Genomic DNA, 23,889 nt, shown 5'->3' on the forward strand with positions numbered 1-23,889 from the left:
CGGCTCGGGAGGCGGTCATGCGGCTCGAATTACGCGCTCTCACCAAGAAATTCGGCACCTTCGTTGCCAACGACAGCATCGACCTGACCGTCGAGCCGGGCGAAATCCATTGCCTGCTCGGCGAGAACGGCGCGGGCAAGACCACGCTGATGAACATGCTGTACGGGCTCTCGCAGCCGGACTCCGGTGAGATCCTGCTCGACGGAGAGCCGTTCGTCTGCCGCTCCCCCGCGGCGGCGATCGCCGCTGGAATCGGCATGGTGCATCAGCATTTCATGCTGGTACCCGTCTTCACCGTCGCCGAGAACCTCATGCTGGGCCGCGAACCGACCACCTACCGGGCCGTGCTCGACCGCGGCGCGGCCCGCCGACAGGTGCGTGAGCTGTCCCAGCGCTACGGCCTGCCGGTGGACCCGGACGCGTTGGTGTCCGACCTTTCGGTGGGTGAGAAGCAGCGCGTGGAGATCCTGAAGGCACTGGCCAATGACGTCGAGGTGCTGATTCTCGACGAGCCGACCGCGGTGCTCACCCCGCAGGAGATCGACGAGCTGATCGCGGTGCTGCGCGCGATCGCCGCGACCGGCACGTCGATCATCTTCATCTCGCACAAACTGAAGGAAGTCCGGCGGATCGCCGATCGGATCACCGTCATCCGCCGCGGCAAGGTGGTCGGCAACGTCGCACCGGCCGCCGCCGAAACCCAGCTTGCCGAGCTGATGGTGGGGCGGTCGGTCGAACTCGTCGTCACCAAAACAGCTGCCCGGCCGACGCGCCCGGCCCTCGTCGTCGACGGCCTCACCCTCACCGGCGCCGACGGCACCGTACTGGTCGACGACGTGTCCTTCCAGGTCGGCGGCGGCGAAATCGTCGGGGTGGCAGGGGTGGCGGGCAACGGGCAGTCCGAGTTGATCAATGCCCTGATCGGCTTGCAGACACCGGTGCGCGGCTCGATCACCGTCGGCGGACAGGAGTTGGCGGGCCGCTCTCCGCGTCGGCATCTGGATGCCGGAATCGGCTACGTCCCCGAAGATCGCTCGCACGATGGCTATATCGGCGTGTTCAGCATCGCCGAGAACCTCGTCCTGGATCTGATCGGCCGCCCCGAATTCTCCCGGCACGGAGTGCTCTCGCCGAATGCGGTGCAGCGCAATGCCGAACACCGGATGCAGGAGTTCGACATTCGCGGCCGGTCACCGGCCGAGCAGGTGCGAGCACTGTCCGGCGGCAATCAGCAGAAGGTGGTGCTGGCGCGGGAACTTTCCCGGCCACTCACGGTCCTCATCGCCGGGCAGCCGACCCGCGGCCTGGACGTCGGGTCGATCGAGTTCGTGCACAATCGCATTGTCCGCGAACGGGATCAGGGCACCGCCGTGCTGATCGTCTCCACTGAATTGGACGAGATCTCCGCGCTGTCGGACCGCATTATCGTGATGTACCGCGGACGCATCGTCGGCATCGTCGGCCCGGATACGCCGCGTGACCTACTCGGTCTCATGATGGCCGGATGTGCACCGGCGGACACCGCCGGAGGTCGTGATGTCTGAACGACAGCGGTTTTCCGAAAGAAGATGGTTTTCTGAACGACAGTGGTTGCACGAGCTGATTGTCAGCACACTCGCCGTTCTGCTGGCATTGTTGGTCGGCGCGGTCCTCATCATCGTCAGTACGCCCACCGTGACGTCGGCATTCGGGTATTTCCTGGCGCGGCCGATGGATACCGTGTCGGCGGCGGCCCGCGCGGTGAGCGATACCTATCGGGCGCTGTTTCTGGGAGCCTTCGGCGGATGGCATCAGCTCGCCGAAACCTTGGTCGCGGCAACACCTTTGATCTGCACGGGTCTATCGGTCACACTGGCGTTCCGCACCGGCCTGTTCAATATCGGCGCGCAGGGTCAGCTCATCGCCGGCGCACTGGCCGCGGGATGGGTCGGTTTCGCGGTGCACCTGCCCACCGGAATTCACGTGCTGGCAGCGCTGTCGGCCGGTATCGCCGGTGGTGCGCTGTGGGGCGGACTTGCCGGAATCCTCAAGGCGCGCACCGGTGCTCACGAGGTCATTGTCACCATCATGGGCAACTATGTCGCGCTGTACGCGCTCACCTGGCTGCTCACCACCCACTCGCTGCAGCGGCCCGGTCGGAACGAGCCGATCAGCCCGATCGTGGACACCACCGCGCAGCTCCCCCGATTCGGGGGCACACGGCTGCATCTCGGGCTGTTCGTCGCATTGCTCGCGGCGGTGTTCGTGTGGTGGCTGCTGTCGAGATCGACACTGGGCTTCCAATTGCGGGCCGTCGGCGCCAATCACGAGGCGTCCCGCACCGCCGGTATGCCGATCGGCCGGGCATATGTCCTGGCGATGCTGATCGCGGGTGGCCTCGCCGGATTGGCCGGAACGCAGCAGGTGCTGGGCACCGATCTGCCGTTGACGAACGGTATCGCCGGATCCTTCGGCTTCGACGGCATCACCGTCGCCCTGCTCGGCCGCGGCAGTCCGGTCGGAACGGTCTGCGCGGCATTGCTTTTCGGCGCCTTGCACTCCGGCGGAAATGAGATGCAGGCGGCGACCGGCACCCCGCTCACGCTGGTGACCGTCCTACAGGCCGTGATCGTGCTGCTGGTGGCGGCACCGGCGCTGGTACGCACGGTCTTCCGGATCCGGGCCGAGGGCGCGCAGGCCGTGCTCGCGAAAGGGTGGAACTGACAATGGCAACCACCACCGCGACCGGCAGCACCCGCCAGCTGGAGTCGCCGGAGCACCGGCGCCGACGGCTGCGCCTGGGCATACTGCTGCTGATCCTCGCGATCACCGGGGTCGCGCTGGCGGCGTTGACCGCCGCCGGGACCGTCGACTTCCGTTTGGCCGCACCGGGTTCCAGCGGTCCGGGCGACCTGCGTCTGCCGGCGCGACCGGCCGCGGCGGTGCCTGCGGCGATCACGCTGGTGATAGCGGTCGCCCAGCTGTGGCGCGGCTTGTCCGGCCGATGGGCGGTCGCCGCATTCTCGGTATTCGGCATCGCATTCGTCATGACGTTCATCTGCTGGGCGGCATCGGGCAAACTGTTCCCGCTCACCAACCAGATCCAAGGCACGCTGGCGCTCTCGACCCCGCTGATTCTGGGCGCACTGGCCGGAGTGCTGTGCGAGCGGGCCGGTGTCATCAATATCGCCATCGAGGGTCAACTGCTGGCCGGGGCGTTCGCGGCCGCCATCATCGCGACGGTGAGCGGCAGTTTCCTCGTCGGGGTGGTGGCCGCGGTGGTAGCCGGTGTGTTCGTCGCCTGGCTGCTCGCCGTGTTCTCGATTCGCTACCTGGTCAATCAGATCGTGCTGGGAGTGGTGCTGGTGGTGCTCGCCACCGGCATCACCGGCTTCCTCTTCGATCAGCTCACCGCGCTTCCGGACGGTTCGGCCCGATTCAACACGCCAGGCACCATGCAACCCATCGCCGTGCCGGCACTGTCCTCGATTCCGATCATCGGACCGACGGTATTCGACCAAACCGCACTGGTATACGCGATGGTCGTGCTCGTCGCCCTGATCACCTTCGTGCTGTACCGGACCAGATGGGGCCTGCGCGTGCGAGCCGTCGGCGAACACCCGCGCGCCGCCGCCACGGTCGGCATCAATGTCCTGCGAATCCGCTACCAGGCCGTCCTGCTCGCCGGCGTGGTCGCCGGACTCGGCGGTGCATACTTCACGATCGGATCAACCGGCGGCTTCACCAAGGAAATGACAGCCGGCAACGGCTTCATCGCCTTGGCAGCCCTGATCATGGGCCGCTGGCACCCGATCGGAGCCACCGCCGCCGCACTCTTTTTCGGCTTCACCAAGGCCCTACAGGGCCAACTACAAGTCCTGGCAACCCCCATCCCCACAGAAATCCTACAAATGACCCCCTACCTACTCACAGTGGTCGCCGTAGCAGGCGCAGTAGGCCAAACCCGCCCACCCAAGGCCGACGGCGAACCCTACACACCCGACTAGCAGGCTCGCGCCGCAAGGGCAGTTGTGGGGAAAATGTGGGCACTGGCAGGCAGCCCAGCCGGGTCGGCATCGATCTCACGACAGGCGAATTCCGCGAGCCGCGTCATCACGAGGCTCGGGTGTAATCCCATCGCCAGCAACGCTTTCGATGGGATTGCGCCCGGATCGCGCAGCAACGCAAGCAAGACATGGTCGGCGCCTACCCGATCCGCCCCACCGTGAGAGGCGATCTCGGCAGCGGAATCGAGCAGCCGCGCAAGCTCGGGCATGCGCACGCTGCTCGGCAGATGGGTGCTCATACGTCTCTCCTGGAAGTCTCCAACGGGGCGTCGTGACGCGCGAATGTCTTCTCGGTATCAACAGCGATTACGGCAGCCACCTGCACAAGTTCGGTTGGCACCGTGTCGCCCTCGAAATGGCTGATACTCGGTGTGAACACTGCCGCTGCCCGCGTGCGGTCTACGGCGACGCGCAGCCGATGCACCGGCCTGTCTGTGTCCTGACCGAACACGATCGTTTTGCAGTAGTCGTATCCGAATCTTGCTGCAAGACTCCGCATTTGAATCTCATGAGTCTCCTGCCGAATGCCGGAAATGTCCCGGCGCAGGTATCCGATAGCCCTTGGTTTCGTCACTGACGTTCCCTCCTCGCCCTTTGCGGTTTGGCAGGCAGCAACGCCGGGGAGCCAGGTGGGGCGAGGGCATCGACCCGGCGGCGCAACCTGTGATCAGCCTGCTTCACCAGGACCCTGCGAAGTGCCACAGCATGTGGCACCGTTGAGGAATGGACGACATGGGGGTCGGCGCACGCATTAGTAGAGCGCGCAGACTCACCCGGCTCACTCAGGTGCAGTTGGCGCAGAAGGCCAACGTTTCGCTGTCGCTGCTCCGCAAGGTCGAGCAGGGCGACCGCCCGGCGACGCCTGCCCTGACGGCCGCCGTTGCCCGCGTGCTCGGTGTGAGTGTCGGCGACCTGAACGGGCAACCGTACGAACCCGAACCGGGCGACACCGCAGCGCACGCGACCATCCCCGAGCTGCGCCGCGCAATTGTGGCATTCGACGACGAGCCGCCTACCGGGCCAACCACATTCGACGATCTAACAGCGGCGCTCGACCGCGTCCGCGAGGGGATGCGCCGCGCTCGATACAACGACATGACCGCGGAGCTGCCGGACGTGATCCGTGGCCTGCACCAACTCTCGGACGCCGAGGCATCCGGTCGCTATCTCGAAGAGATCCATTCATCTCTCGCCTACGCCTACAGCAAGGCAATGCTGTTCGCGTATCAGTACGGGTACCTCGACCTCGCGGGGCTTGCAGCGGAACGGTGCGGATGGGCCGCCAGCCGCAGCGGCGACCCGATATGGCCGATCGCAGCCGAGTACAACCGAGCGCTGATCCTGCTCTACTCCGGTGCCTATGTTGGTGGGCTACGAACAATAGACCGCGCGTACGCGACGAGCGAACAGCTTCCGACGACGCCGGACCTGTTGGCGGTCCGTGGCGCACTGCACCTGCGCGGGTCGATACTGTCGGCCCGCGCGCTCGATGGTGATACCGCCGAGTCGCACATTGAGGAGGCGCGCCGCGTGGCCAATGCGATTCGGGAGAGCCGATACAGCAACTACGGCACAGGATTCCGGCCGTCGAACGTCGACATCCATTCCGTCGCCGTTCCTGTCGAGTTATCCGACGGGACTACCGCTCTGTCGCGGGCCGAACACATCCGTCTAGCGGGATCGGTCGCGCCGTCGCGCGCCGGTCACTACTACATCGACGTGTCGCGGGCCTGGCTGTTGCATGGCAACAAGGATCGCGCATTCCAAACCCTCGAGCAGGCGCGCCAGGTCGCACCGGAGCTGACCCGCAATCATCCCCAGGTACACGAGACCCTGCGCGTGCTCGCCCATTCACGGCGCGGCACCGACAAACTGGCGCACTTCGCCAAGTGGGCGGACGTCAAGATCTGAGCCCACCGCGCGGCCCAAAGATCGACACCCCGGTCCCCCTGACTCGATCAGCGACACCCCACGCCGCACAGCGATGCGCCGCAATCGGTCTCGCGGGTGGGCTCGAACTCGCCAGGCGTGCCGACGCCGCGCACGTGCCTATTCCGACGCAGCTGTAGTCTGCTCGACCCACTCGGCATAGCTGTCGATACACCACTCGATCGGGCGCGCCGTCACTTCTGGGCTACTCCAAGGATGCAGCTCGGCCACCCGTGCCGCGAGCCGGTCGCGCACGGCAGCGGACGTTCGCAGAGTGACCCGCCACTCCTTGCCTTCGCCGAGCTCCCCCAGGTGCCAAAACACCGACGTAGCAGGCCCGCTGATCTCGGCCCCGGCCGCGAGCCGGTCAGCGACTACAGCCCTTGCAATGGCTCGCGCATCATCCTCGGTCGGAGTCGTCGACGTCACTGACCACACCCTCGCCGCTGTCATACCGCCACACTATGCCGCCTCCCAGCTCTCGACCTGGGCTCCAAAAAACTCGCACCCCCGCCTCCTGACTCGTCGGCGGTAAGTCAGAGGATCCTCTCTCCCCGGAGAGGAACACACTCCGTCAAGGGCAGGCGGGACGATCTCGCCCAGATTCGAGGCCGTACAAAAAATTCCTGACTTACCACCTTCGAGTCAGGAACCCAAGGGCGCGGATTTTCGGAAGTGCGCCGCTAGAACGCCCTCTCATGCCGAATTCCGGATTACCGGCCTATTCATGCACTAACCTCTGTTGCCGGTCAGTTTTCTGACTATTCATGGGTCTAAGTGCATGTTCAGGCCGGACGCGATCGCTGCTGTGCCTTCCGAACGCGACATCCGGTCATGCCGCGTGGCGCGCGGTTCGGACCGGCCAGGCGGCTCGGCTCGAAGATCAACGAGCCGAACACATTTCGACCAGGCGAACGCACTTATCTGCCGATGAGGGCGAATGCGTTGTTTCGCGTGGCAGAACAGGCTCGGTACTGTCAGGAACCGCCAGGGACCATCTAGGTATCGCACCGTTCTCGGTCACCAGAACGGAGAACCAGCGGGACTGAGCATATGGTTCAGTTCGTTATCGGACAGCGTGCCACCTTGCCCGAGTCCCACCCAGTCATGGGCGCCCTTGAGAACCCGTATAGGTGTGTCGAAGGCTTCGCGCCAATAGACAAAGACCCGGAAGAGTGACGTGTTCCCAAGCTCCTGCATCAACCAGGTAGCTATTTCAGCCGATGTGTCTCCCCGCCGTGCCCGCGACCGCAACTCGTTGACGACGGCTTCGCTGAGGTCCGATCTCACAATCAACCTCCTCAGTCGCGATAGCGATCCTGTCTCAGTCATCGGTCAGCATATCCGGACTATTGACGTGCCGAATATCCGCTCTTGCCGCTGATCGCTCAATTCGAGATGGTCGCGGCGCTGGTATTGCGCGGGCAGGTCGACGTGGAACGAGATGATGTGAGTGTCGTTCGGCTCCTTCGATGCGGACCGTAGCCGAGTGGTTAGCCTCGATCGATGACCTGCGAATTCGACATTGAGATGGTCGATCGAAACGAGGCGATCGAGGTCATGGATCGTTCCGTCGATACCCGGGTGCGGCTGTGGCAGAGTCGGTTCGGATTCAGAGCTGGAAGAAACCTGTAGGCAACCGATCGCCCGGCTTCAAACCCAGCTGCTGCATTTTCCACCTCAGCTTGGCCGCCATCCCGACATGTACCTGCACCGAGATCGAGCGATCGCTCAGTCGGCCGTCACCACCGAGGAACGCGTACCGCTTGGGTGAGACACACGTGCCTGGCGACAACTCTGCGACATCGTGGTCGGCGCGCCACTGGTCGAACTCGGTGGCACCGACCGCCTTTGCTATCTGACCGGTAGGGACCGCGGATATCAGCTTTCCGAACGTGGTCAACGCTTCGCATCGCATGGAGGAGGCGTCGAACATCTCGACCACAGCATCAACAGCGCTGCTGGAGTCGCGATCGGGCAGCAGGTACTGCACTCCTCGCCAGTCGCTCTTGGTGGCGCCGTTTCCATCCGGCTGCGGTGTGCCATCGGCCAGGCTGGCTCGGCCGGTCGCATGATCATCGGATGCCCAGTGAACCGTCGAAGGACGATCAGTTTCGGTTTCGGGTCGAGAGTGTCTTCACGCTGACCCTTCGCGATGCCAGGGTGTTCGTTGGTTACATCGAGCAAGGTCGTGTGTCGCTCGGTGATCGACTTCGGCTGCTACGAGTCGGTGGTGCGCTCGGACCATCAGGAACCTGCAAGGCAGTGGAATACGTGGACAAGGTGGGCTGGCGGCCGGGTCAACCCGTCACGATGGGGCTGATCGTGCCTGAGCTTGACGAATCCGAGATCGGTTCAGGCGATTTCCTTATCGGTGATACCGCCGTCCCATAGATCCCGTCACAGCGCACCCCGACGAACTCATCTGTCGCTGACCGAACCGGACGAACAACCGACCCTCAGTTGTGGAGAGGGTGCTGGAGGTAGTCGGCCGGTGGTGTACCGAATTCGAGGTCGTTCTCGTCGAGTCCGTTGCTGATCGTCACCCGGTTATCGGCGAATGCGAAGCTGACCGCGACCATGCCTGCGGCGAAATCGGCTCGCTGACTTGTCCATTCGAGCAAGTCGACCGCAAGTAGCGGCTGGCCTTGGAGTGCGTTCAACGCGGGGATGGCGTCGGATCGCCAGGTCAGGTGGAAGGCGTGGACCTCCGGGTCGTTGTCCTCGGGATCGGACCACGAGCGCTGCCGAAGGGGGTCGATGCAGTTCCAGGTGATCGACAGCTCGTCGAACTTCTGGTGAGTGATCTCGACCTGTTCCCCGCCGAAGTCCAGCACGACCGGGCAGTCGGCGAACCACTCGTCGTATTGGTCCCAAACCAACCAGCTTCTCGACAGGCGTTTGCCGACCAGTCCGCCTAGCCGTTGGCCGTGAGCGGACTCGATGGTGGCCCGCCCCGTGAGCCACTGTGGTTGGTATCCATCGATGCCGTAGTAGGACACCGCACGATTATCGGCGGCGGGCGGGTGGCGATGAGCAAGCGCAACGAACTATGGGGTGTGTCGTCGCGGTGCCACCCAACGCACTACATTGCCGTGACCCGGTGGTTCGAATCGTCCGGAGAATGATCACGGCTACTGGACTATCTGGGTGTGTGGGTGCTCAGGTGATGCCGCGCAGATTCGGATGATCAGATTGAAGCCATCCCCGACACAGATCCCGGTCGGTGCGTTCGGGCCGCTCTGCCCGTCGCTCCACGCGGCATGCGCGGCCTGGTCCTGGTAAGGAATCCAGTGGTCGCCACCGAAATGCTTTTCTCTGCTGGCGATGCTCAGCAGCAGCTCGGTCGCGGAGCCGCAAGCGGGGCAGGGGCTCGGATAGGGATCTGTCAGGCCCCAATTGACATAACCCCCGACCTTCCATCCGGGCGGAATGCACAAGTTGGCGTACTCGATGTGGTGCTCGGCCCGGGCCCACGGCTCCACTCGCTCACGCAGCTCCCGGTCGAGTTCGAGCGAGCCCGGGTATTCGATCACCACTTCCGGATCGAGCACACACGGCTCGGGAACGAAGTCCACGCCATACGCCACTGCCGCCGGTTCCGGTGGAGCGAGCAGGATTTCGGTGACCGCCGCCGAGGACCGCCAGACGACGGCGGTCGCGGGCATCGCGTCGTCAACGTGTTCGAAGGGACACCACAACACCTGCAGCAGATCCATACCGTCGGGCGCACGCAGACCGGGCACATCACGGACATACAACTGCGCGAGCGGCAACATCGCGATGGGGCCCTCGGGGTTGTGCAACCGCTCGATCCGCTCGAGCAGCGCCCGCTCCTGCGTGGTGTACGCCCGTTCTGGTCTGCTGCCCCTTGCTTTGTCGATGCGCCGTTGTATTTTGGCGTCCGCCAACGAGATCAGTGGGAGCAGCGGTCCCGCGGCGTGGTCGTGCCCGGGACAGTGCGGCCACGGCTCGCTCGCCGGCCACAACAGTGGCCCGCCGATCGAACTGTCCTGGGGCGATGGATCTCCCGGGCGCGGGTGCAGTCGAGTCGCGGTGCGGGCCAGCGGCGTGAGCTCGGGAAAGGCGGCCTCGAGATCGACCGGACGGGGCGGGGTTGTGCGAGTCATGCGACAGCCCCTGGGAGAGATTGTGACGGACGCTCTTTCGCTCCGATTTCCATGCGGCGAACGTATCGGAACACACTGACATGCCGCATACCGCGCGATTTCGTTACCCCCGCGCCAGCACGTTGCCTGCGTGCCCGCCCCGGAGGCCAACCCGTGGCCGGGGATGACACGAAAACGGCCCCCCACCTGGTTTCCCAGGTGGAGGGCCTTGGTGGAGCTGCCGGGAATCGAACCCGGGTCCTCCGCCGTGTTTCCAGGGCTTCTCCGTGTGCAGTTCGCTATGTCTCTACTCGGATCTCTCAGTCACGCGAACAAGCCGAGATGACGATCCCAGTCGCTGTTTGATGTCCTGTCCGACGCCGCGACCGCGCCGGACAGTAGAGCCCTCTAGCTGATGCCAGGGACCGGGTCGAGGGCGAACCCGGGCTGACAGACACGCTTCGCTGCTTAGGCGGCGAGAGCGTAGTCGCGCTGATTGGAATCGGCGCTTATAGGGTTGCAGTGACGCTTATACAGTGGTCTCCTGCCTGCACTGACACGCTTCCCCTGAATCAACGTACGCAGTCGAAACCGTTCAGCCCCGTGCTGTTTCAGCGATCCAGATAAAACACCCGGCTCTCACCGGGCTCCCCATAGTAACACCGGTCAAACAGGGGATCATCCCATTATCCCGGCGTTGTGGTGGATGCTCCCGCGACCCGCAGGGGCTTCGCCCCAGAACCCCCGGGAGCAGGGGTAATGGGTCTCAGCGGATGCCCTTGAGCCGGCGGCCCAACTCGCGAGCGACTTCGCGGTCGGCGTCGCGCTTGGCGAGGTCCTGGCGCTTGTCGTGCTCCTGCTTGCCCTTGGCGAGGGCGAGCTCGAGCTTCACCTTGCCGTCCGAGAAGTACATGGACAGCGGGACCAGGGTGAGGCTGGACTCCTTGGTCTTGCCGACCAGCTTGTCGATCTCGCGACGGTGCAGCAGGAGTTTGCGGGTGCGGCGCGGCGCGTGGTTGGTCCAGGTGCCGTGCCCGTACTCGGGCACATGCAGGCCACGCAGCCACACTTCACCGTCGTCGATGGTGGCGTAGGCGTCGACCAGCGACGCCTTGCCCTCGCGCAAGCTCTTCACCTCGGTGCCGACCAGCGCGACCCCGGCCTCGAACGTCTCGAGGATGGAGTAGATGTGCTTGGCCTTCTTGTTGCTGGCGATGACCTTGCGCCCCTTTTCCTTCATAACGACCAACAATAATTGCCCGGGCCAACCCTTTATTCCAGGTGTGCGCCCGAAGCGGTCAGTTGGCGGCGTTCAGGTGGTCGACGACCCAGGTGATCGCGGCCGGTGAGCCCACGGATTCGGCGATGACGTGCTCGGTTCCCGGGTACTTCACATAGGTCACGTCGACGCCGCGGCGGTGGTACTCGTCCACGAGCGCGTCGGTGCCCTCGGTCACGGCGATCTCGTCATGCTCGGCCATGAACAGGTAGAGCGGGGCATTCGGGGTGCCGTAATGACCGGCCTTCAAGGTGTCCAGGACCGCCTGCACCTGCGGGTCGCCGAGCGGCCAGACACCATTGACGGTCTTGCTCTGCATCGGGACGAACGGGTAGCTGCCCAGGATCTGGGTCTGGCACATTCCTGACAGGGCCGGAAGCAGACCGGGATCGTTGAAGTAGGCGGGGATGTTCAGCTCCGGGTAGGCGCGGGCAATGCCGTAACTCGCGCTGAAGTTGATGCCGCCGAAGGGCCCGCCGTTCATGACCTCGGCGGACCGACCCATATCAGTCGGCAGCCCGCCCGCCGCGGAACCTACGATCTTCAGCTCGGGCGCGTAGTCGGCGGCGAGTTCGGCGGCGAACTCGGTGCCGCGCGCACCACCGGAATAGCCGAACAGGCCGACCGGGGTCGCATTGCCGTTCAACCCGGCGGGCGCGAAGTTCTCGGCGGCGCGAATGCCGTCCAGGGTGGCGCGACCCTCGACATAGCCTGCGGCGAACTGGTTTTCAGGTCCGAGGTAGTCGGGGACCACCACTGTGTAGCCATGGTCCAAGAAGGTGGCGAGATTGCCGTTCTCGGCGATCATGCCGGTGCTGGCCTGGTACGGAACCCCGGCCCGCAGCTGATAGGACGGATTGCAGCGGGTGTCGAGGGCGTCGATCCACGGCTGGAAAGAGACCAGCTTGGCCTGCGGGTTCGGCACGCTCGGCTTGATGACGGTCGCCATGGTGGTCCACGGCTTGCCCTTGGTGTCCTGGCTGACGTACTTGACCTGCCAGGCCGAGAGCGGGGCCTGCGCGGAAACGCCGGTGAGCGCGATCGGACGGCTGTCGACGACCTGCCCCATGCCCATACCCCGCAAGGAGTCGGGCTGAGCGTAGAAGGGGTCCTGCGCCGGGAGCGGCGGCATACCGGGATCGGCTTGAACCTGCGGGATACCGGCGAATCCGGCGGCGACCGTCAAGCAAGCAACAAACGAGCGAACCATGCGACGTGTCATGGGGTTTGAGTCTATGAGTCACATGCCCGAGAACTTCGCCATTTCCAGCATGGTTTCGCGCACAAGCCGGATGGTCTTCGACAGTCACCCGTGAAGGAAATGGTGTTTGCCACACGGTTGCGTTGAAAAGCGTTCTCCACCAAGGGAAACGAAAAAGACCCCCAACCGAATGGCTGAGGGTCTTTCTTTGTAGTCCCGACGGGATTCGAACCCGCGCTACCGCCTTGAGAGGGCGGCGTCCTAGGCCTCTAGACGACGGGACCAAGTGACTAGCTGCGATCCGAGGACCGCGGCAGCTCCGAAAGCTTATCGTGCCGACGCCCAGCAACCAAATCCGCAGCTACCGGCCGTCCAAGGTCACAACCGCCATCATTTCAAGGTCATGACCGCCGGGCCCGCCGAGTCACTGGTAGTCGGGCGGCAGCTCATCGAAGTCCGGCGGAGCCTCATCCGGCCACGGAACATCATCGAAGGCGGGCGCGACTTGGCTCGGCGGTGTCGCACGATTCCCGGCAGCCGGGCGCGACTGCGCGGGCACGGAAGCCGCCCGCGACCGGGTCGGCACGGGATTCCCGGCATCCAGCCGCGACCGCGACGGCGTGGCGGAAGCCCCACGACTCGAAGCCGGAGCGGAAGAGACCGACCGGGCAGATGCCCCGCCCGAGGCCGACGTCCCGACCGAACCAGATGTTCCTGTCAGAGCAGAAGTCTCAGCCGAATTAGCTGTTCCTACCGAAGGAGACGTCCCAGCCGAACCAGATGCTCCTACCGAGGCAGACATCCCAGCCGAGGCAGATGTTCGGGCCGAGGCGGGCACCGCGGCCGAGGCGCTGTCGGCGGGCGAACCGCCGGTCGCGGCGGACCCGTTGCCCGCGATGACCTCGAGCACCCCCTCGCCGTACTTGGCGCGCTTGTTCTCGCCGATGCCCGAGATGCCGCCGAGGTCGGCCAGGCTGGCCGGTTTGCGGGCGGCGATTTCGCGCAGGGTGGCGTCGTGGAACACCACGTAGGCGGGGACGCCCTGTTCCTTGGCGGTGGCCGCACGCCAGGCGCGCAACTTCTCGAAGAGATCGGAGTCGCCGGGAGCGAGGTCGGCGGCGGCGAGGCGGGAAGCCTTGGCGGGCTTGGATGCTCGGGCCGCCTTGGCCCGTTCGGGCTCGCGGCGGAAGCTGACCTGGCGGCCGTCGAAGAGCACCTCATTGCTGGATTCGGTGAGAGTCAGTACGCCGTAGTCGCCGTGCACCGCCAGCAGGCCGTGCGCGAGCAGCTGGCGGACCACGCCGCGCCATTCGATATCGCGCAGCTCGGTGCCCACGCCGAAGGTCTTGAGTTCATGGTGGGCGTGCTGCTCGACCTTGGGATTGCGCTTGCCGATCAGGATGTCCACGATGTGGCCCGCGCCGAAGCTTTGTCCCCGTTCGCGTTTGAGCCGCAGCACGGTGGAGAGCACCTTCTGCGCGGCGACCGTCCCGTCCCAGGATTCCGGCGCGTTGAGGCAGGTATCGCAATTGCCGCAGGCGGTACCGGGCTGACCGAAGTAGGCCAGTAGCTGGGTGCGGCGACACTGCACGGTCTCGCACAGCGCGAGCATGGCGTCCAGGTGCAGTTGCAGCTGACGGCGGTGGGCGGCGTCCCCTTCCGAGGAGTCGATCATCTTGCGTTGCTGCACAACGTCACTCAGGCCGTAGACCATCCACGCCGTGGACGGCTGCCCGTCACGCCCGGCGCGACCGGTCTCCTGGTAGTAGCCCTCCACCGATTTCGGCAGATCCAGGTGCGCGACGAACCGCACATCCGGCTTGTCGATCCCCATGCCGAAGGCGATGGTGGCGCACACCACCAGCCCGTCCTCACGCAGGAACCGCGACTGGTTGGTCGCACGGGTGCGATTGTCCAGACCCGCGTGATATGGCACCGCCGCCACACCATTGGCGCTCAGGAAGGCCGCGGTCTTCTCCACCGAATTGCGCGAGAGGCAGTACACGATGCCCGCATCACCCGCGTGCTCATTCTGGATGAACGAAAGTAGCTGCTGCTCAGGCCGGTTCTTGGCCTCGATGCGGTATTGAATGTTGGGCCGGTCGAAGCTGGCGACGAAATGCTTGGCACCACGCGCGGAGCCTGCCGGAGCTTCCCGCAGATCCAGCCGTTCGGCGATCTCCTTCCGCGTGGCCTCGGTGGCGGTGGCCGTGAGCGCGATGCGCGGCACATCGGGCCAGCGCTCATGCACCATGGACAGCGCCAGATAGTCGGGCCGGAAGTCGTGGCCCCACTGCGAGACACAGTGCGCCTCATCGATGGCGAAGACCGAGATCTTGCCCCGGTCCAGTAGCTGCGCCGTGGCCGCGAGCCGCAGCCGCTCGGGTGCGAGGTAGAGCACATCCAGCTCTCCCGCCACGAATTGCGCCTCGACCGTGCGCCGTTCATCCGGGAACTGCGTGGAATTGAGGAATCCGGCGCGCACGCCGACCGCGTTCAGCGCATCGACCTGATCCTGCATGAGCGCGATGAGCGGCGAGATCACCACACCCACGCCGGGCCGCACCAGCGCCGGAATCTGATAGCACAGCGACTTTCCGCCACCGGTGGGCATCAGCACCAGCGCGTCGCCGCCGGAGATCACCTGTTCGACGATCTCCCGCTGCGGCCCGCGAAAACTGTCGTACCCGAACGTCTTTCGCAGCACCTGGTGAGCTGCGTCACTCCCGACGCCGCTCGTGCTCGCGTCGCCGATCAGGGTCTCAACCTCCGGTGCACTCACGCCCGCAATCCTACGGACACCACCCGACGCCCGAACACCCGTTCGCTACCTTCACCCACAACTTCGCACCGCGACACGCCCAAAGCCCGTCCCGTCATCCATCCCGAACGCGAATCCGCCACCCGCGCAGCTCAATCGCGCACGTAGTAGCGAAGCGCGGCGTACGCGGCGAGAGCGGAGAAGCCCACACCGACCGGCATGACGATCAATGCCACCGCGGCAATATCGTCGCCCGAGATGCGAGGCAGAACCTGATCGTTGAACAGGCTGCCGAGCGCCCGATTGATCACCAGCGGCTGCGCGACGAACAATCCGCCCACCGCCAGCAATGATCCGACCAGCGCCGCGAGCGCCGCCTCGAGCAGGAAGGGCAGTTGTGTGTACCACCGCGTCGCACCGACCAATCGCATGATGTCGACCTCGGTCTTGCGGGCCAGCGCCGCGACTTGAACCATGTTCGCGATCAACAGCAATGCCGCCAAGGCTTGCAGCGCGGCCAACCCGAACGCCGCATTGCGCAGCCCCACGAAGAAGCTGACCAGCCGGTCCACGATGTCCATGTCATTGAGCACCGTCATCACGCCCGGCCGCTTGGCGAAGTCGTCATAGATGGACCGGTATTTGGTGACGTCATCCAGCTTCACCCGGAACGAGGCGGGCAGCCCGTCCTTGCTGACCTCGTCGGCCAGCCCGGGCTGATCCTTGAAGGTGGTCTCCTTCACCTCCTTCACCGCGTCCACGCTATTGACGAACTGCACGCTCGACACATACTTGTGCTTCTTCAGATCCGACATGAGCGTCTTGCACGGATCCTGTGTGCAGTCCAGATCGCTGCGCGAGACGTCCCCGTCGAGATACAGCCTGATCTCGACCCTTTGGACGTAGTAGTCCTGAATCTTGTCCGCCATCCGGACCGCCAGGAGCCCGCCGCCCAGCATGGTCAGCGAGACCGCGGTGGTCAGGATCATGGCGATGGTCATGGTGACATTGCGGCGCAGGCCGGTGAAGATCTCGCCGAAGAGGAATCCGAAGCGCATTACCGGCCCACCCCGTACACGCCCTGCTCGTCATCGCGCACCAGGCGGCCGCGATCGAGTTCGACCACGCGCCGGCGCATGGCGTCGACGATGGTGTTGTCGTGGGTGCACATGACGACCGTGGTGCCCGTGCGATTGATCCGTTCCAGCAACAGCATGATGTCCTGACTGGTCTCCGGGTCGAGGTTGCCGGTGGGTTCGTCGGCCAGCAGCACCAGCGGCCGGTTCACGAAGGCGCGAGCCAGGGCCACGCGCTGCTGTTCGCCGCCGGAGAGTTCACCGGGCAGCCGGTCGGCCTTGCCCGCGAGCCCGACCATGTCGAGGGCCTCCGGAACCGCGCGGTCGATGAACGCCCGCGATTTGCCGATCACCTCCAGCGCGAAGGCCACGTTCTGGTAGACGGTCTTCTGTTGCAGCAGCCGGAAGTCCTGGAAGACGCAGCCGATGCGCTGGCGCAGTTTCGGCACCTTCCGCGCGGGCAGCCGGTCGACCGGGAAGTCCGCGACCCACACCTCGCCGGAGGTCGGCTTCTCATCCTTGAGCAGCAACCGCATGAACGTCGACTTTCCGGAGCCGGAGGGGCCGATGACGAAGACGAACTCGCCTTTTCCGATGTCGACGGAAACGTTGTCCAGCGCGGGTCGCGTCGAGGTCTTGTAGGACTTGGTGACGTTCCGCAGGGTTATCACGGGACCAGAGTGTAACCGTTTGGTCACGGTAGTCGAGCGCGCCGCGCAGGCGCGGCCCGAGAGCGGCTAGCGTTCCGGTCCGTTCGGCAGATAGTTGCTGAGCACGGTGTTCACAATGGGCGGAGTGCCCGAATTGTCGTGTCCCTCTGGCTTGACGAACATGTACAACACGAACGTGACGAGCCAGACGGAAATCAGGATCGCCGTGGACTTACGTGTTCTCTTGATCGATGCCTTCTTAATCAACACCCGAACTCAAACCCTCCCGGCGCAGCGCCGCGGCAACTCGCACCCGCAGCTCGCGTCCGACTTCGAACTGTTTGCCCGGTAGCGTCCGGGCCACCATCTTGATACTCATCTTGTCGACGGTGAGATCCTCGACACCCATCACGCTGGGCTCGTCGAGCAGTAGCGCTTTCAGCTTGCGATCGGCGAACGCCTTGGCGCCTACGTCACGCAGAATCTCATTGACCTTGTTGATATCGGCGGTCGCGGGCACGGGGACGTCGATGGCTGCCCGCGCCCAATCCTTCGACAGATTGGTCACTTTCACGATCTGACCGTTCGGCACGGTGATCACTTCGCCGTCGACGCTACGCAAAGTCGTGATACGCAACGTGACGTCCTCGACCGTACCCTCGGCATCCGCCGAAGATCCAGTGACGGCGATCCGCACCACATCGCCGAAGCCGTACTGCCTTTCGGTGATCAGGAAGAATCCGGCGAGCAGATCCTGCACGACGCGCTGCGCGCCGAAACCCAGTGCGGCACCGAGCACCGCGGCCGGGGCGACCAGACCACCGAGCTGGAACCCCATGCGCCGCAACACTTCCAGCGATACCAGGAAGTAGACGACGGACAGCACCACCCAGGTGATCACCTGCGCCAGCGCATGCCGGTGCTTGGCGGCCTCCGACCGCACCAGCGAATCGCTGCTGCGGAAGGATGCGTCGATCTTGCGGGTGATGCGGTCCCGCACATACGTGGCGGCGCGACTGAAAAGCATTGCGCCGACGATCAGCAGCACGATCTCGAGCCCGCTGGATCGGAGCCAGTTACCTAGATCTGCGCCCGAGCCGGCGGCGAGAATCGAACCCATGCGTGATTACCCCTGAGTGGTCTGCTGCTCCCGCATGCGCCAGCGGATTCCGCTTTCGATGAAGGCGTCGATGTCGCCATCGAGCACGGCCGAAGGATTGTTGACCTCGTAGCTGGTCCGCAGATCCTTCACCATCTGGTACGGGTGCAGGACGTAGGAACGCATCTGGTTGCCCCAGGATGCGCCTTCATTGGTCTTGAGGGCGTCCATCTGGGCACGCTCCTCCAGCCGCTTGCGCTCCAGCAGCTTGGCCTGGAGCACGCGCATGGCCGAAATCTTGTTCTGCAACTGCGATTTCTCGTTCTGACAGGTGACCACGACACCGGTCGGAATGTGCGTCAGGCGCACAGCGGAGTCCGTGGTGTTGACCGACTGACCACCCGGGCCCGACGAGCGGTACACGTCGACGCGGATGTCACCGTCCGGAATCTCGATGTGGTCGGTGGTCTCGACCACCGGCAGCACCTCGACCTCGGCGAAGGAGGTCTGGCGACGGCCCTGGTTGTCGAACGGGCTGATCCGCACCAGGCGGTGCGTGCCCATCTCCACCGAGAGCGTGCCGTAGGCGTAGGGCACCTTGATCGCGAAGGTGGCGCTCTTGATGCCCGCCTCTTCCGCGTACGAGGTGTCATAGATCTCGACGGGGTACTTGTGCCGCTCGGCCCAGCGCACGTACATGCGCATGAGCATCTGGGCCCAGTCGGCGGCGTCCACGCCACCCGCGCCGGAGCGAATATTGACCAGCGCCTCGCGCTTGTCGTATTCGCCCGACAGCAGGGTGCGGACCTCGAGGGCCTCCACATCCGCGTGGACCGAGGCCCGCTCGGCGTCGGCGTCGGCGAGCGCCTGGGTTTGCGCGTCGCCTTCCTCGTCCTCCGCCAGCTCGTAAAGCACGGGGAGGTCTTCCAGGCGCTGGCGCAATTCGCGAACGCGCCGCAATTCACTCTGCGCATGCGACAACTCGCTGGTCACGGCCTGTGCGTGTTCCTGGTTGTTCCACAGCTCCGGATCGGCTGCCTGATGTTCCAGCTCGTCGATGCGACGCACCAGCTCATCGATATCGATCACGGACTCCACGGTCTTGAGAGTCGTGTCGAGTTCGGCCAGATCAGCGGAGACGTCAGGATGCACGGTGTTCAAGGCTACAACCCCTCTCTGGGTCGTTGAAACAATGGGAGATGGACCGCAGGCACCGCGGCCGGGCGAGGGCGTACGGCTGTCGGCCACAAAACTCCGCGGCGGACCGGGAGCGGGCATGCGACAGCCGCACCACACTCAAGTCGGTGCGGCGCGGAAGAGGGGCCTTGCGGGGGTGTGGGCTACACCGCTACTTCTTCAACCGGCGACGGCGCGGAGGCTGCCGGGCTTGCGGCCGATGAGGCGGTCGAGGGCGGCGGCGCTGGCCTCGTCGGCGGGGAGCTGGATGATCAGGCGCTGATCGTCGTCGGCGGAGAGTTCGAGGGTTTCGTGGGCCAGGCGCAAGGGGCCCACCTCGGGGTGGTCGAGGCGTTCGATGCCGGTGACGTCGGGCAGGCCGGGGATGCGGGCCACTCGGTCGGTGAATTCCTCGCCGACCGTGGCGGTCAGCTCGTCGACGAGGGAGGAGACCACCGGATCGGCGCGGAACGGGCCGACCTTCAGGGTCGCGACGACCGTGTCGGCGGCGTGCTCCCAGTCCGGATGCGTCACGCGCGCGCGGGCGTCGGTGAACATGTAGCGGGCGAAGTTGGCGGGCACGCTGCTGTCGAACAGACCGGTCGGACCCATCAGGCTGCGATACGCATCGGTCCAGGCCAGGATCTCGCTGGCCCGGTTGACCACGAAGGCCGGTGCGGGCTCGAGCTGCTCGAGAATGGCCCGAACCGCCGGGCGCACAACACGAGTCGGCTCGACGGTGCCCTGGCACTTGAACCCCGGCGCCTCGGCCTTCACAAGCCGGTGCATGTGCACGCGTTCGCTCGACGTCATATGCAATGCGTCCGCCAGCGCGGTCAGCACCGCCGACGACGGATGCCGATCCCGCCCCTGTTCCATGCGGGTGATGTATTCGACACTCACCCCGGCCAGCGTGGCGAGCTCCGAGCGGCGTAGTCCGGGCGTGCGGCGACGCGCACCGGCGGGCAATCCCACCTCGGCGGGCGTGACCGCCTCGCGCTTGATGCGCAGAAACAATCCCAGCTCGTTATCGCTCACGTATTCGAAGGTACCAACCCGCGCAACCGGGATCATGACCCTGCCACTACCACTCTGGGCGCGGTCTCCCTATGTATTCGGCCGGGCGGCAAGGTCATTCACAGCGGCCGCTGCGGTCGCCCGGAATTCGCTTAGGAGACCATCATGACCAGCACGCCCCTGCGCCTCGCGGTGATCATCGGCAGCGTCCGGGAGGGACGCTTCGGCCCCGTGGTGGCGAAGTGGTTCGCCGGGGAAGCCGCCAAGCACGGCGGGTTCGAGATCGATGTGATCGATCTGGCCGATTACCCGCTGCCGCACGCCCTGCCCGCGGTGTCACCGCTCATGGAGCCCGATCCGGTCCGGCCCGGCAATACGGCCGAGCTGGCCGAGCGCCTGGCCGCGGCCGATGCGATGGTGATCGTCACGCCCGATATCAATCGCAGCTTCCCGGCATCGCTCAAGACCGCCATCGACTGGCACTACACGCAGTGGAGTCGCAAGACCATCGGTTTCGTCGGCTACAGCGGCAAGAGCGGCGGCCTGCTCGCGATCGAGGGCCTGCGCCAGGTCTTCAATGAGTTGCACGCCCATACGCTGCGTGAATATGTCTCGTTCCCGCGCTTCTACCTGCTGTTCGATCAGGCCGGGCAGCTGATCGAGCCCGCCGAGTTCGAGGCGGCCGCCGCCGAGATGCTCGACCAATTGCAGTGGTGGGCGAGCGCCCTCGTCGCCGCCCGCAGCGTTCCCGCATCGGTCTGATGCGAAGAGTTAGCGGCCGACACGCGCGGTTAACCGAGAACCGCTAACGTTTTCGCCGTGACCGACTACTCCGCTGACCTCGCGCTAGCCCTGACCTTGGCCGATGCCGCCGACGCCATTACCCGCGACCGGTTCGGCGCACTCGATCTGAAGATCAACTCGAAGCCCGATCTGACCCCGGTGTCGGACGCGGACCTGGCGGTCGAGCAGAAGATCCGCGAGATCCTGGGCGAGCAACGGCCGCAGGATCTGGTGCTCGGCGAGGAATTCGGCGGGGATGCCCAGTTCAGCGGGCGGCAGTGGGTCGTCGACCCGATCGACGGCACCAAGAATTTCGTGCGCGGCGTGCCGGTGTGGGCCTCGCTCATCTCGCTGCTGGAGGACGGCGTGCCGGTGGTCGGCGTGGTGAGCGCCCCCGCGCTGTCGCGGCGCTGGTGGGCGGCGGCCGGGTCGGGCGCGTGGACCAGCTTCGAGAAGTCCGAGCCGAAGGCGATCGCGGTTTCCGAGGTGGCCGAACTGGGTGCGGCGAGCCTGGCCATGTCCAGCCTGCACGGCTGGCGGGCTATCGGACGGCGCGACAAATTCATCACCCTCAGCGATGAGGTGTGGCGGGTGCGCGGCTACGGCGACTTCTTCGGCTACGCCCTGCTGGCCGAGGGCGCGGTGGACATCGTGACCGAGCCCGAGCTCTCGCTGTGGGATATGGCCGCGCTGGACATCCTGATTCGCGAGGCGGGCGGCACCTTCACCTCTCTGGACGGTAAGCCGGGCCCGCACGGCGGCAGCGCGGTGGCGACCAACTCGCACCTGCAAGATCAGGTGCTGGCGGCGCTCGCGGCCTGATCGAGCACGGCCGCAACGCCTTCGAACACACGAACACCCCCGCAGCAATGCGGGGGTGTTCGCTTCGTGCGTTTAGAACTATGCCGATCCTGAACTGTTACCCGAGTTGAGTGGGCCGACAAGCACTCCCACCACACCACTGAGCAGATTGAGAACGAGCGAGACGAGTCCTGACAACATAACCGATCCTCCTTTCGTCTCGTTCAAAACCGTAGTGACCGTTAGCAGTTCGCATGATCAAAACGAATTAACAGCACTCGAGTACTGTCAATGCATGATTCACTACGCAGCGAATTGCTGTGTGCACAACCACTTTTCGAGAATTCCATACGCAATTACATTGCGAGGACATGTCATCAACCGAGTTGTCGCAGCTTAGACCACAATTCGGGCCACGGGGTCAATGGCGCGCGGCAGAGGACCACCGGCTTGCCCTGCTCGTCGTTGTCGAGGCCGAGGCCGTTGTCGATGCCGCCCAACAGATCTGGATCGGCACACACGTGCGATACGCGTTCGCGCGAGACGCCGACGATGATCACCTGGTGAGAGCCGTCGGGCGGACCCCACCACCAGTACGAGTTGTGCGGACTGTGTGGCACGGGGAGGCCGTAGCGGGGCCCGAAGCGCTCGATCGCCCCGGCCTCACCGTAATTCGCGGTGAGGATGTCGGCGTCGGGTGCGCGGCGGGAGCGAATCTCGGCGATCTGCCGGACGAACTCGGGCCAGCCGATGGTCTCCCCCGCGTCGTAATTGATTGCCAGAACCGGAGAACCAGGCAATTCAGACACTGGGAGGATCGGCAGGAACAGCACAGCGGACACCGCCGCATTGACCGCGACCACGGAAGCCATTGCGGCACCGCGCATCCGGCTGCCGATGAGCTTCGGCTCGAGCCCCACCGCGCCCGCCGCCAGCAGCAGCGGATACATTCCGCCGAGGTAGTAGGCCTTGCCGCCGGTGCACAGGTACACCGTGAACAGCAGGCCATACGCCAGCACGAAGGCGCGGACGCGCGGCCGCCGCCACAGGCACCACAGCCCGAATATCCACAGCGGCACCAGCACCGGCCCCATCAGCCCGAACTGCAACAACACGAAGCTGAGCGGCGAGTTCGAGGTGCCGGACGAGCCGCCCGCAATGGCCCGGCTCAGCGTCCATTGGGGCCAGTCATTGTTGGCCTGCCACCACAGATACGGCGATACGAGTAGTGCCGCGATGCCGATCGCGAGGGGAAAGTACCTGGTAGCGAACACTTCTCGCGGTCCGAGCACGGCGATCGACACGGCCAGCACCAGCAAGGGCAGCGCGGCCAGCGCCTTGTTCTGCATCCCTATCCCGGCGAGCACGCCGAGCAGCAGCCACCAGCGCGAATCGGCGTCGGGGCGCAGCAGACGCAGCACCAGCACCGTCACCCCGGACCACACGGCCAGGTCGAAAATCGTTGTGCCGAACAGATGTCCGGCCCCCAGCAGCAGTGCGGCGGAGGCCACGGCACCGGCGCTCAACGTCTGCGCGGCCCGTCCCCCACCCAGCTCCCGGGCCATCCATCCGGCGCACACGACCACCAATACAGCGGCGACAATCGCCGGAATGCGCAGTACCACGAGGGAATCCGAGTCGATCGCGGACGTCACCCGCGCCAAGAGTGGCACCAATGGCGGTTGATCCGCGTATCCCCAATCCAGCCGCCGCCCCGCGGCCAGGAAATACAGTTCGTCGCGGTGATATCCGTACCGATTCGAACAAGCAGTCAGTACTACCGCGAAAATCCCCGCTACCCAGTACATTCCGCCACCATGCCCGATCAGAGTGAATACCGATCGTCATTGTCCGTCCGGAACGCGGTAAGACGAAATGAAATGTTCGCATTCATGGTACCCACTCGATCCCCTTTGAAACACTTGTGCCGAAGCATGTCCGGCGCGGGGCTGCGGCCCCCAC

21 protein-coding genes, 1 tRNA gene, 1 other RNA gene and 1 pseudogene are annotated in these 23,889 nt (G+C 65.1%); 7 read left to right on the forward strand and 17 right to left on the reverse strand.

The window, feature by feature from the left end; all coding sequences use genetic code 11:
- The first annotated feature begins 17 nt into the window (after positions 1–17).
- The 3 genes from AB0N05_RS16410 to AB0N05_RS16420 are packed head-to-tail and all read left to right on the forward strand — an operon-like array spanning position 18 to position 3,986.
- A complete protein-coding gene (locus AB0N05_RS16410) occupies positions 18–1,544 on the forward strand; it encodes an ABC transporter ATP-binding protein (RefSeq protein ID WP_364693851.1) in 1,527 nt (508 codons plus the stop codon).
- 46 nt (positions 1,545–1,590) lie between these two features.
- Positions 1,591–2,703, forward strand: a complete 1,113-nt coding sequence (locus tag AB0N05_RS16415) for an ABC transporter permease (protein ID WP_364693855.1) — start codon at positions 1,591–1,593, stop codon at positions 2,701–2,703.
- 2 nt (positions 2,704–2,705) lie between these two features.
- Positions 2,706–3,986, forward strand: a complete 1,281-nt coding sequence (locus AB0N05_RS16420; RefSeq protein WP_364693858.1) for an ABC transporter permease — start codon at positions 2,706–2,708, stop codon at positions 3,984–3,986.
- On the opposite strand, the gene AB0N05_RS16425 is transcribed toward AB0N05_RS16420, so the two are convergent.
- Positions 3,983–4,285: a Clp protease N-terminal domain-containing protein gene (locus AB0N05_RS16425; protein WP_364693861.1), complete on the reverse strand. Its 303-nt coding sequence runs from the start codon at positions 4,283–4,285 to the stop codon at positions 3,983–3,985. The genes AB0N05_RS16420 and AB0N05_RS16425 overlap by 4 nt on opposite strands.
- Before the next feature lie 484 nt (positions 4,286–4,769).
- Here AB0N05_RS16425 and AB0N05_RS16430 point away from each other — a divergent pair, with 484 nt between their 5' ends.
- Positions 4,770–5,957, forward strand: a complete 1,188-nt coding sequence (locus tag AB0N05_RS16430; protein ID WP_364693864.1) for a helix-turn-helix transcriptional regulator — start codon at positions 4,770–4,772, stop codon at positions 5,955–5,957.
- Positions 5,958–6,095: 138 nt separating this feature from the next.
- Here the strand turns inward: AB0N05_RS16430 and cutA are convergent, their stop codons facing one another.
- Positions 6,096–6,428, reverse strand: coding sequence for a divalent cation tolerance protein CutA (gene cutA, locus AB0N05_RS16435; RefSeq protein ID WP_364693867.1), 333 nt, complete (start codon positions 6,426–6,428; stop codon positions 6,096–6,098).
- 1,159 nt (positions 6,429–7,587) lie between these two features.
- On the reverse strand, positions 7,588–7,968 hold the full coding sequence (locus AB0N05_RS16440; protein ID WP_364693870.1) for a hypothetical protein: 381 nt from the start codon (positions 7,966–7,968) through the stop codon (positions 7,588–7,590).
- Positions 7,969–8,057: 89 nt separating this feature from the next.
- Between AB0N05_RS16440 and AB0N05_RS16445 the strand changes: the two genes are divergently transcribed.
- Complete coding sequence (locus tag AB0N05_RS16445) at positions 8,058–8,369, forward strand: hypothetical protein (protein WP_364693872.1); 312 nt, start codon at positions 8,058–8,060, stop codon at positions 8,367–8,369.
- Between the two features lie 65 nt (positions 8,370–8,434).
- Here AB0N05_RS16445 and AB0N05_RS16450 read toward each other — a convergent pair whose 3' ends face one another.
- From AB0N05_RS16450 to AB0N05_RS16510, 13 genes and pseudogenes are all read right to left on the reverse strand, one after another.
- Complete coding sequence (locus AB0N05_RS16450; protein WP_364693875.1) at positions 8,435–8,977, reverse strand: hypothetical protein; 543 nt, start codon at positions 8,975–8,977, stop codon at positions 8,435–8,437.
- A 132-nt stretch (positions 8,978–9,109) separates the two neighbouring features.
- Positions 9,110–10,105, reverse strand: coding sequence for a hypothetical protein (locus AB0N05_RS16455; RefSeq protein ID WP_364693878.1), 996 nt, complete (start codon positions 10,103–10,105; stop codon positions 9,110–9,112).
- A gap of 209 nt (positions 10,106–10,314) precedes the next feature.
- Positions 10,315–10,687, reverse strand: a transfer-messenger RNA (tmRNA) gene (gene ssrA, locus AB0N05_RS16460).
- Positions 10,688–10,850: 163 nt separating this feature from the next.
- Positions 10,851–11,324 (reverse strand): SsrA-binding protein SmpB, encoded by a 474-nt coding sequence (smpB, locus tag AB0N05_RS16465; protein ID WP_364693881.1) that lies wholly within the window; start codon positions 11,322–11,324, stop codon positions 10,851–10,853.
- A 58-nt stretch (positions 11,325–11,382) separates the two neighbouring features.
- A complete protein-coding gene (locus AB0N05_RS16470) occupies positions 11,383–12,585 on the reverse strand; it encodes a lipase family protein (RefSeq protein WP_364693884.1) in 1,203 nt (400 codons plus the stop codon).
- 190 nt (positions 12,586–12,775) lie between these two features.
- Positions 12,776–12,848: transfer RNA gene (locus tag AB0N05_RS16475), tRNA-Glu, on the reverse strand.
- Between the two features lie 605 nt (positions 12,849–13,453).
- Positions 13,454–15,322, reverse strand: a pseudogene (recQ, locus tag AB0N05_RS16480) (DNA helicase RecQ); the annotation flags it as partial.
- A gap of 155 nt (positions 15,323–15,477) precedes the next feature.
- Positions 15,478–16,383 (reverse strand): permease-like cell division protein FtsX, encoded by a 906-nt coding sequence (gene ftsX / locus AB0N05_RS16485; RefSeq protein ID WP_364693887.1) that lies wholly within the window; start codon positions 16,381–16,383, stop codon positions 15,478–15,480.
- Entirely contained in the window at positions 16,383–17,072 is a 690-nt protein-coding gene (gene ftsE / locus AB0N05_RS16490; protein ID WP_364693891.1) for a cell division ATP-binding protein FtsE, read from the reverse strand. Before ftsE ends, ftsX begins: the two co-directional genes overlap by 1 nt.
- Positions 17,073–17,138: 66 nt before the next feature.
- Complete coding sequence (locus AB0N05_RS16495; protein ID WP_364693894.1) at positions 17,139–17,321, reverse strand: hypothetical protein; 183 nt, start codon at positions 17,319–17,321, stop codon at positions 17,139–17,141.
- Entirely contained in the window at positions 17,311–18,171 is an 861-nt protein-coding gene (locus AB0N05_RS16500; RefSeq protein ID WP_364693897.1) for a mechanosensitive ion channel family protein, read from the reverse strand. The genes AB0N05_RS16495 and AB0N05_RS16500 overlap by 11 nt, the downstream gene beginning before the upstream one ends.
- A 6-nt stretch (positions 18,172–18,177) precedes the next feature.
- Entirely contained in the window at positions 18,178–19,302 is a 1,125-nt protein-coding gene (prfB, locus tag AB0N05_RS16505; protein ID WP_364693900.1) for a peptide chain release factor 2, read from the reverse strand.
- Between the two features lie 204 nt (positions 19,303–19,506).
- Positions 19,507–20,364, reverse strand: coding sequence for a helix-turn-helix transcriptional regulator (locus tag AB0N05_RS16510; protein ID WP_364693903.1), 858 nt, complete (start codon positions 20,362–20,364; stop codon positions 19,507–19,509).
- Positions 20,365–20,508: 144 nt separating this feature from the next.
- On the opposite strand from AB0N05_RS16510, the gene AB0N05_RS16515 reads away from it, so the two are divergent.
- Together AB0N05_RS16515 and hisN are read left to right on the forward strand one after the other, a co-directional pair.
- Positions 20,509–21,105, forward strand: a complete 597-nt coding sequence (locus AB0N05_RS16515; RefSeq protein WP_364693906.1) for an NAD(P)H-dependent oxidoreductase — start codon at positions 20,509–20,511, stop codon at positions 21,103–21,105.
- A gap of 57 nt (positions 21,106–21,162) precedes the next feature.
- Complete coding sequence (hisN, locus tag AB0N05_RS16520) at positions 21,163–21,948, forward strand: histidinol-phosphatase (RefSeq protein WP_364693909.1); 786 nt, start codon at positions 21,163–21,165, stop codon at positions 21,946–21,948.
- Positions 21,949–22,304: 356 nt separating this feature from the next.
- Here hisN and AB0N05_RS16525 read toward each other — a convergent pair whose 3' ends face one another.
- Positions 22,305–23,735, reverse strand: a complete 1,431-nt coding sequence (locus AB0N05_RS16525) for a glycosyltransferase family 39 protein (protein WP_364693912.1) — start codon at positions 23,733–23,735, stop codon at positions 22,305–22,307.
- Positions 23,736–23,889: the final 154 nt, after the last annotated feature.

It is taken from the genome of Nocardia sp. NPDC051030 (assembly GCF_040683015.1).
Classification (GTDB): domain Bacteria; phylum Actinomycetota; class Actinomycetes; order Mycobacteriales; family Mycobacteriaceae; genus Nocardia.

Excerpts from the sequence above, each read along its gene's own strand:
- AB0N05_RS16410 (WP_364693851.1), top strand. The coding sequence starts at position 18 with ATGCGGCTCGAATTACGCGCTCTCACCAAGAAATTCGGCACCTTCGTT.
- AB0N05_RS16420 (WP_364693858.1), top strand. The coding sequence starts at position 2,706 with ATGGCAACCACCACCGCGACCGGCAGCACCCGCCAGCTGGAGTCGCCG.
- AB0N05_RS16425 (WP_364693861.1), bottom strand. The coding sequence starts at position 4,285 with ATGAGCACCCATCTGCCGAGCAGCGTGCGCATGCCCGAGCTTGCGCGG.
- AB0N05_RS16430 (WP_364693864.1), top strand. The coding sequence starts at position 4,770 with ATGGACGACATGGGGGTCGGCGCACGCATTAGTAGAGCGCGCAGACTC.
- cutA (WP_364693867.1), bottom strand. The coding sequence starts at position 6,428 with ATGACAGCGGCGAGGGTGTGGTCAGTGACGTCGACGACTCCGACCGAG.
- AB0N05_RS16445 (WP_364693872.1), top strand. The coding sequence starts at position 8,058 with ATGCCCAGTGAACCGTCGAAGGACGATCAGTTTCGGTTTCGGGTCGAG.
- AB0N05_RS16455 (WP_364693878.1), bottom strand. The coding sequence starts at position 10,105 with ATGACTCGCACAACCCCGCCCCGTCCGGTCGATCTCGAGGCCGCCTTT.
- smpB (WP_364693881.1), bottom strand. The coding sequence starts at position 11,324 with ATGAAGGAAAAGGGGCGCAAGGTCATCGCCAGCAACAAGAAGGCCAAG.
- AB0N05_RS16470 (WP_364693884.1), bottom strand. The coding sequence starts at position 12,585 with ATGACACGTCGCATGGTTCGCTCGTTTGTTGCTTGCTTGACGGTCGCC.
- ftsX (WP_364693887.1), bottom strand. The coding sequence starts at position 16,383 with ATGCGCTTCGGATTCCTCTTCGGCGAGATCTTCACCGGCCTGCGCCGC.
- AB0N05_RS16500 (WP_364693897.1), bottom strand. The coding sequence starts at position 18,171 with ATGGGTTCGATTCTCGCCGCCGGCTCGGGCGCAGATCTAGGTAACTGG.
- AB0N05_RS16515 (WP_364693906.1), top strand. The coding sequence starts at position 20,509 with ATGACCAGCACGCCCCTGCGCCTCGCGGTGATCATCGGCAGCGTCCGG.
- AB0N05_RS16525 (WP_364693912.1), bottom strand. The coding sequence starts at position 23,735 with ATGTACTGGGTAGCGGGGATTTTCGCGGTAGTACTGACTGCTTGTTCG.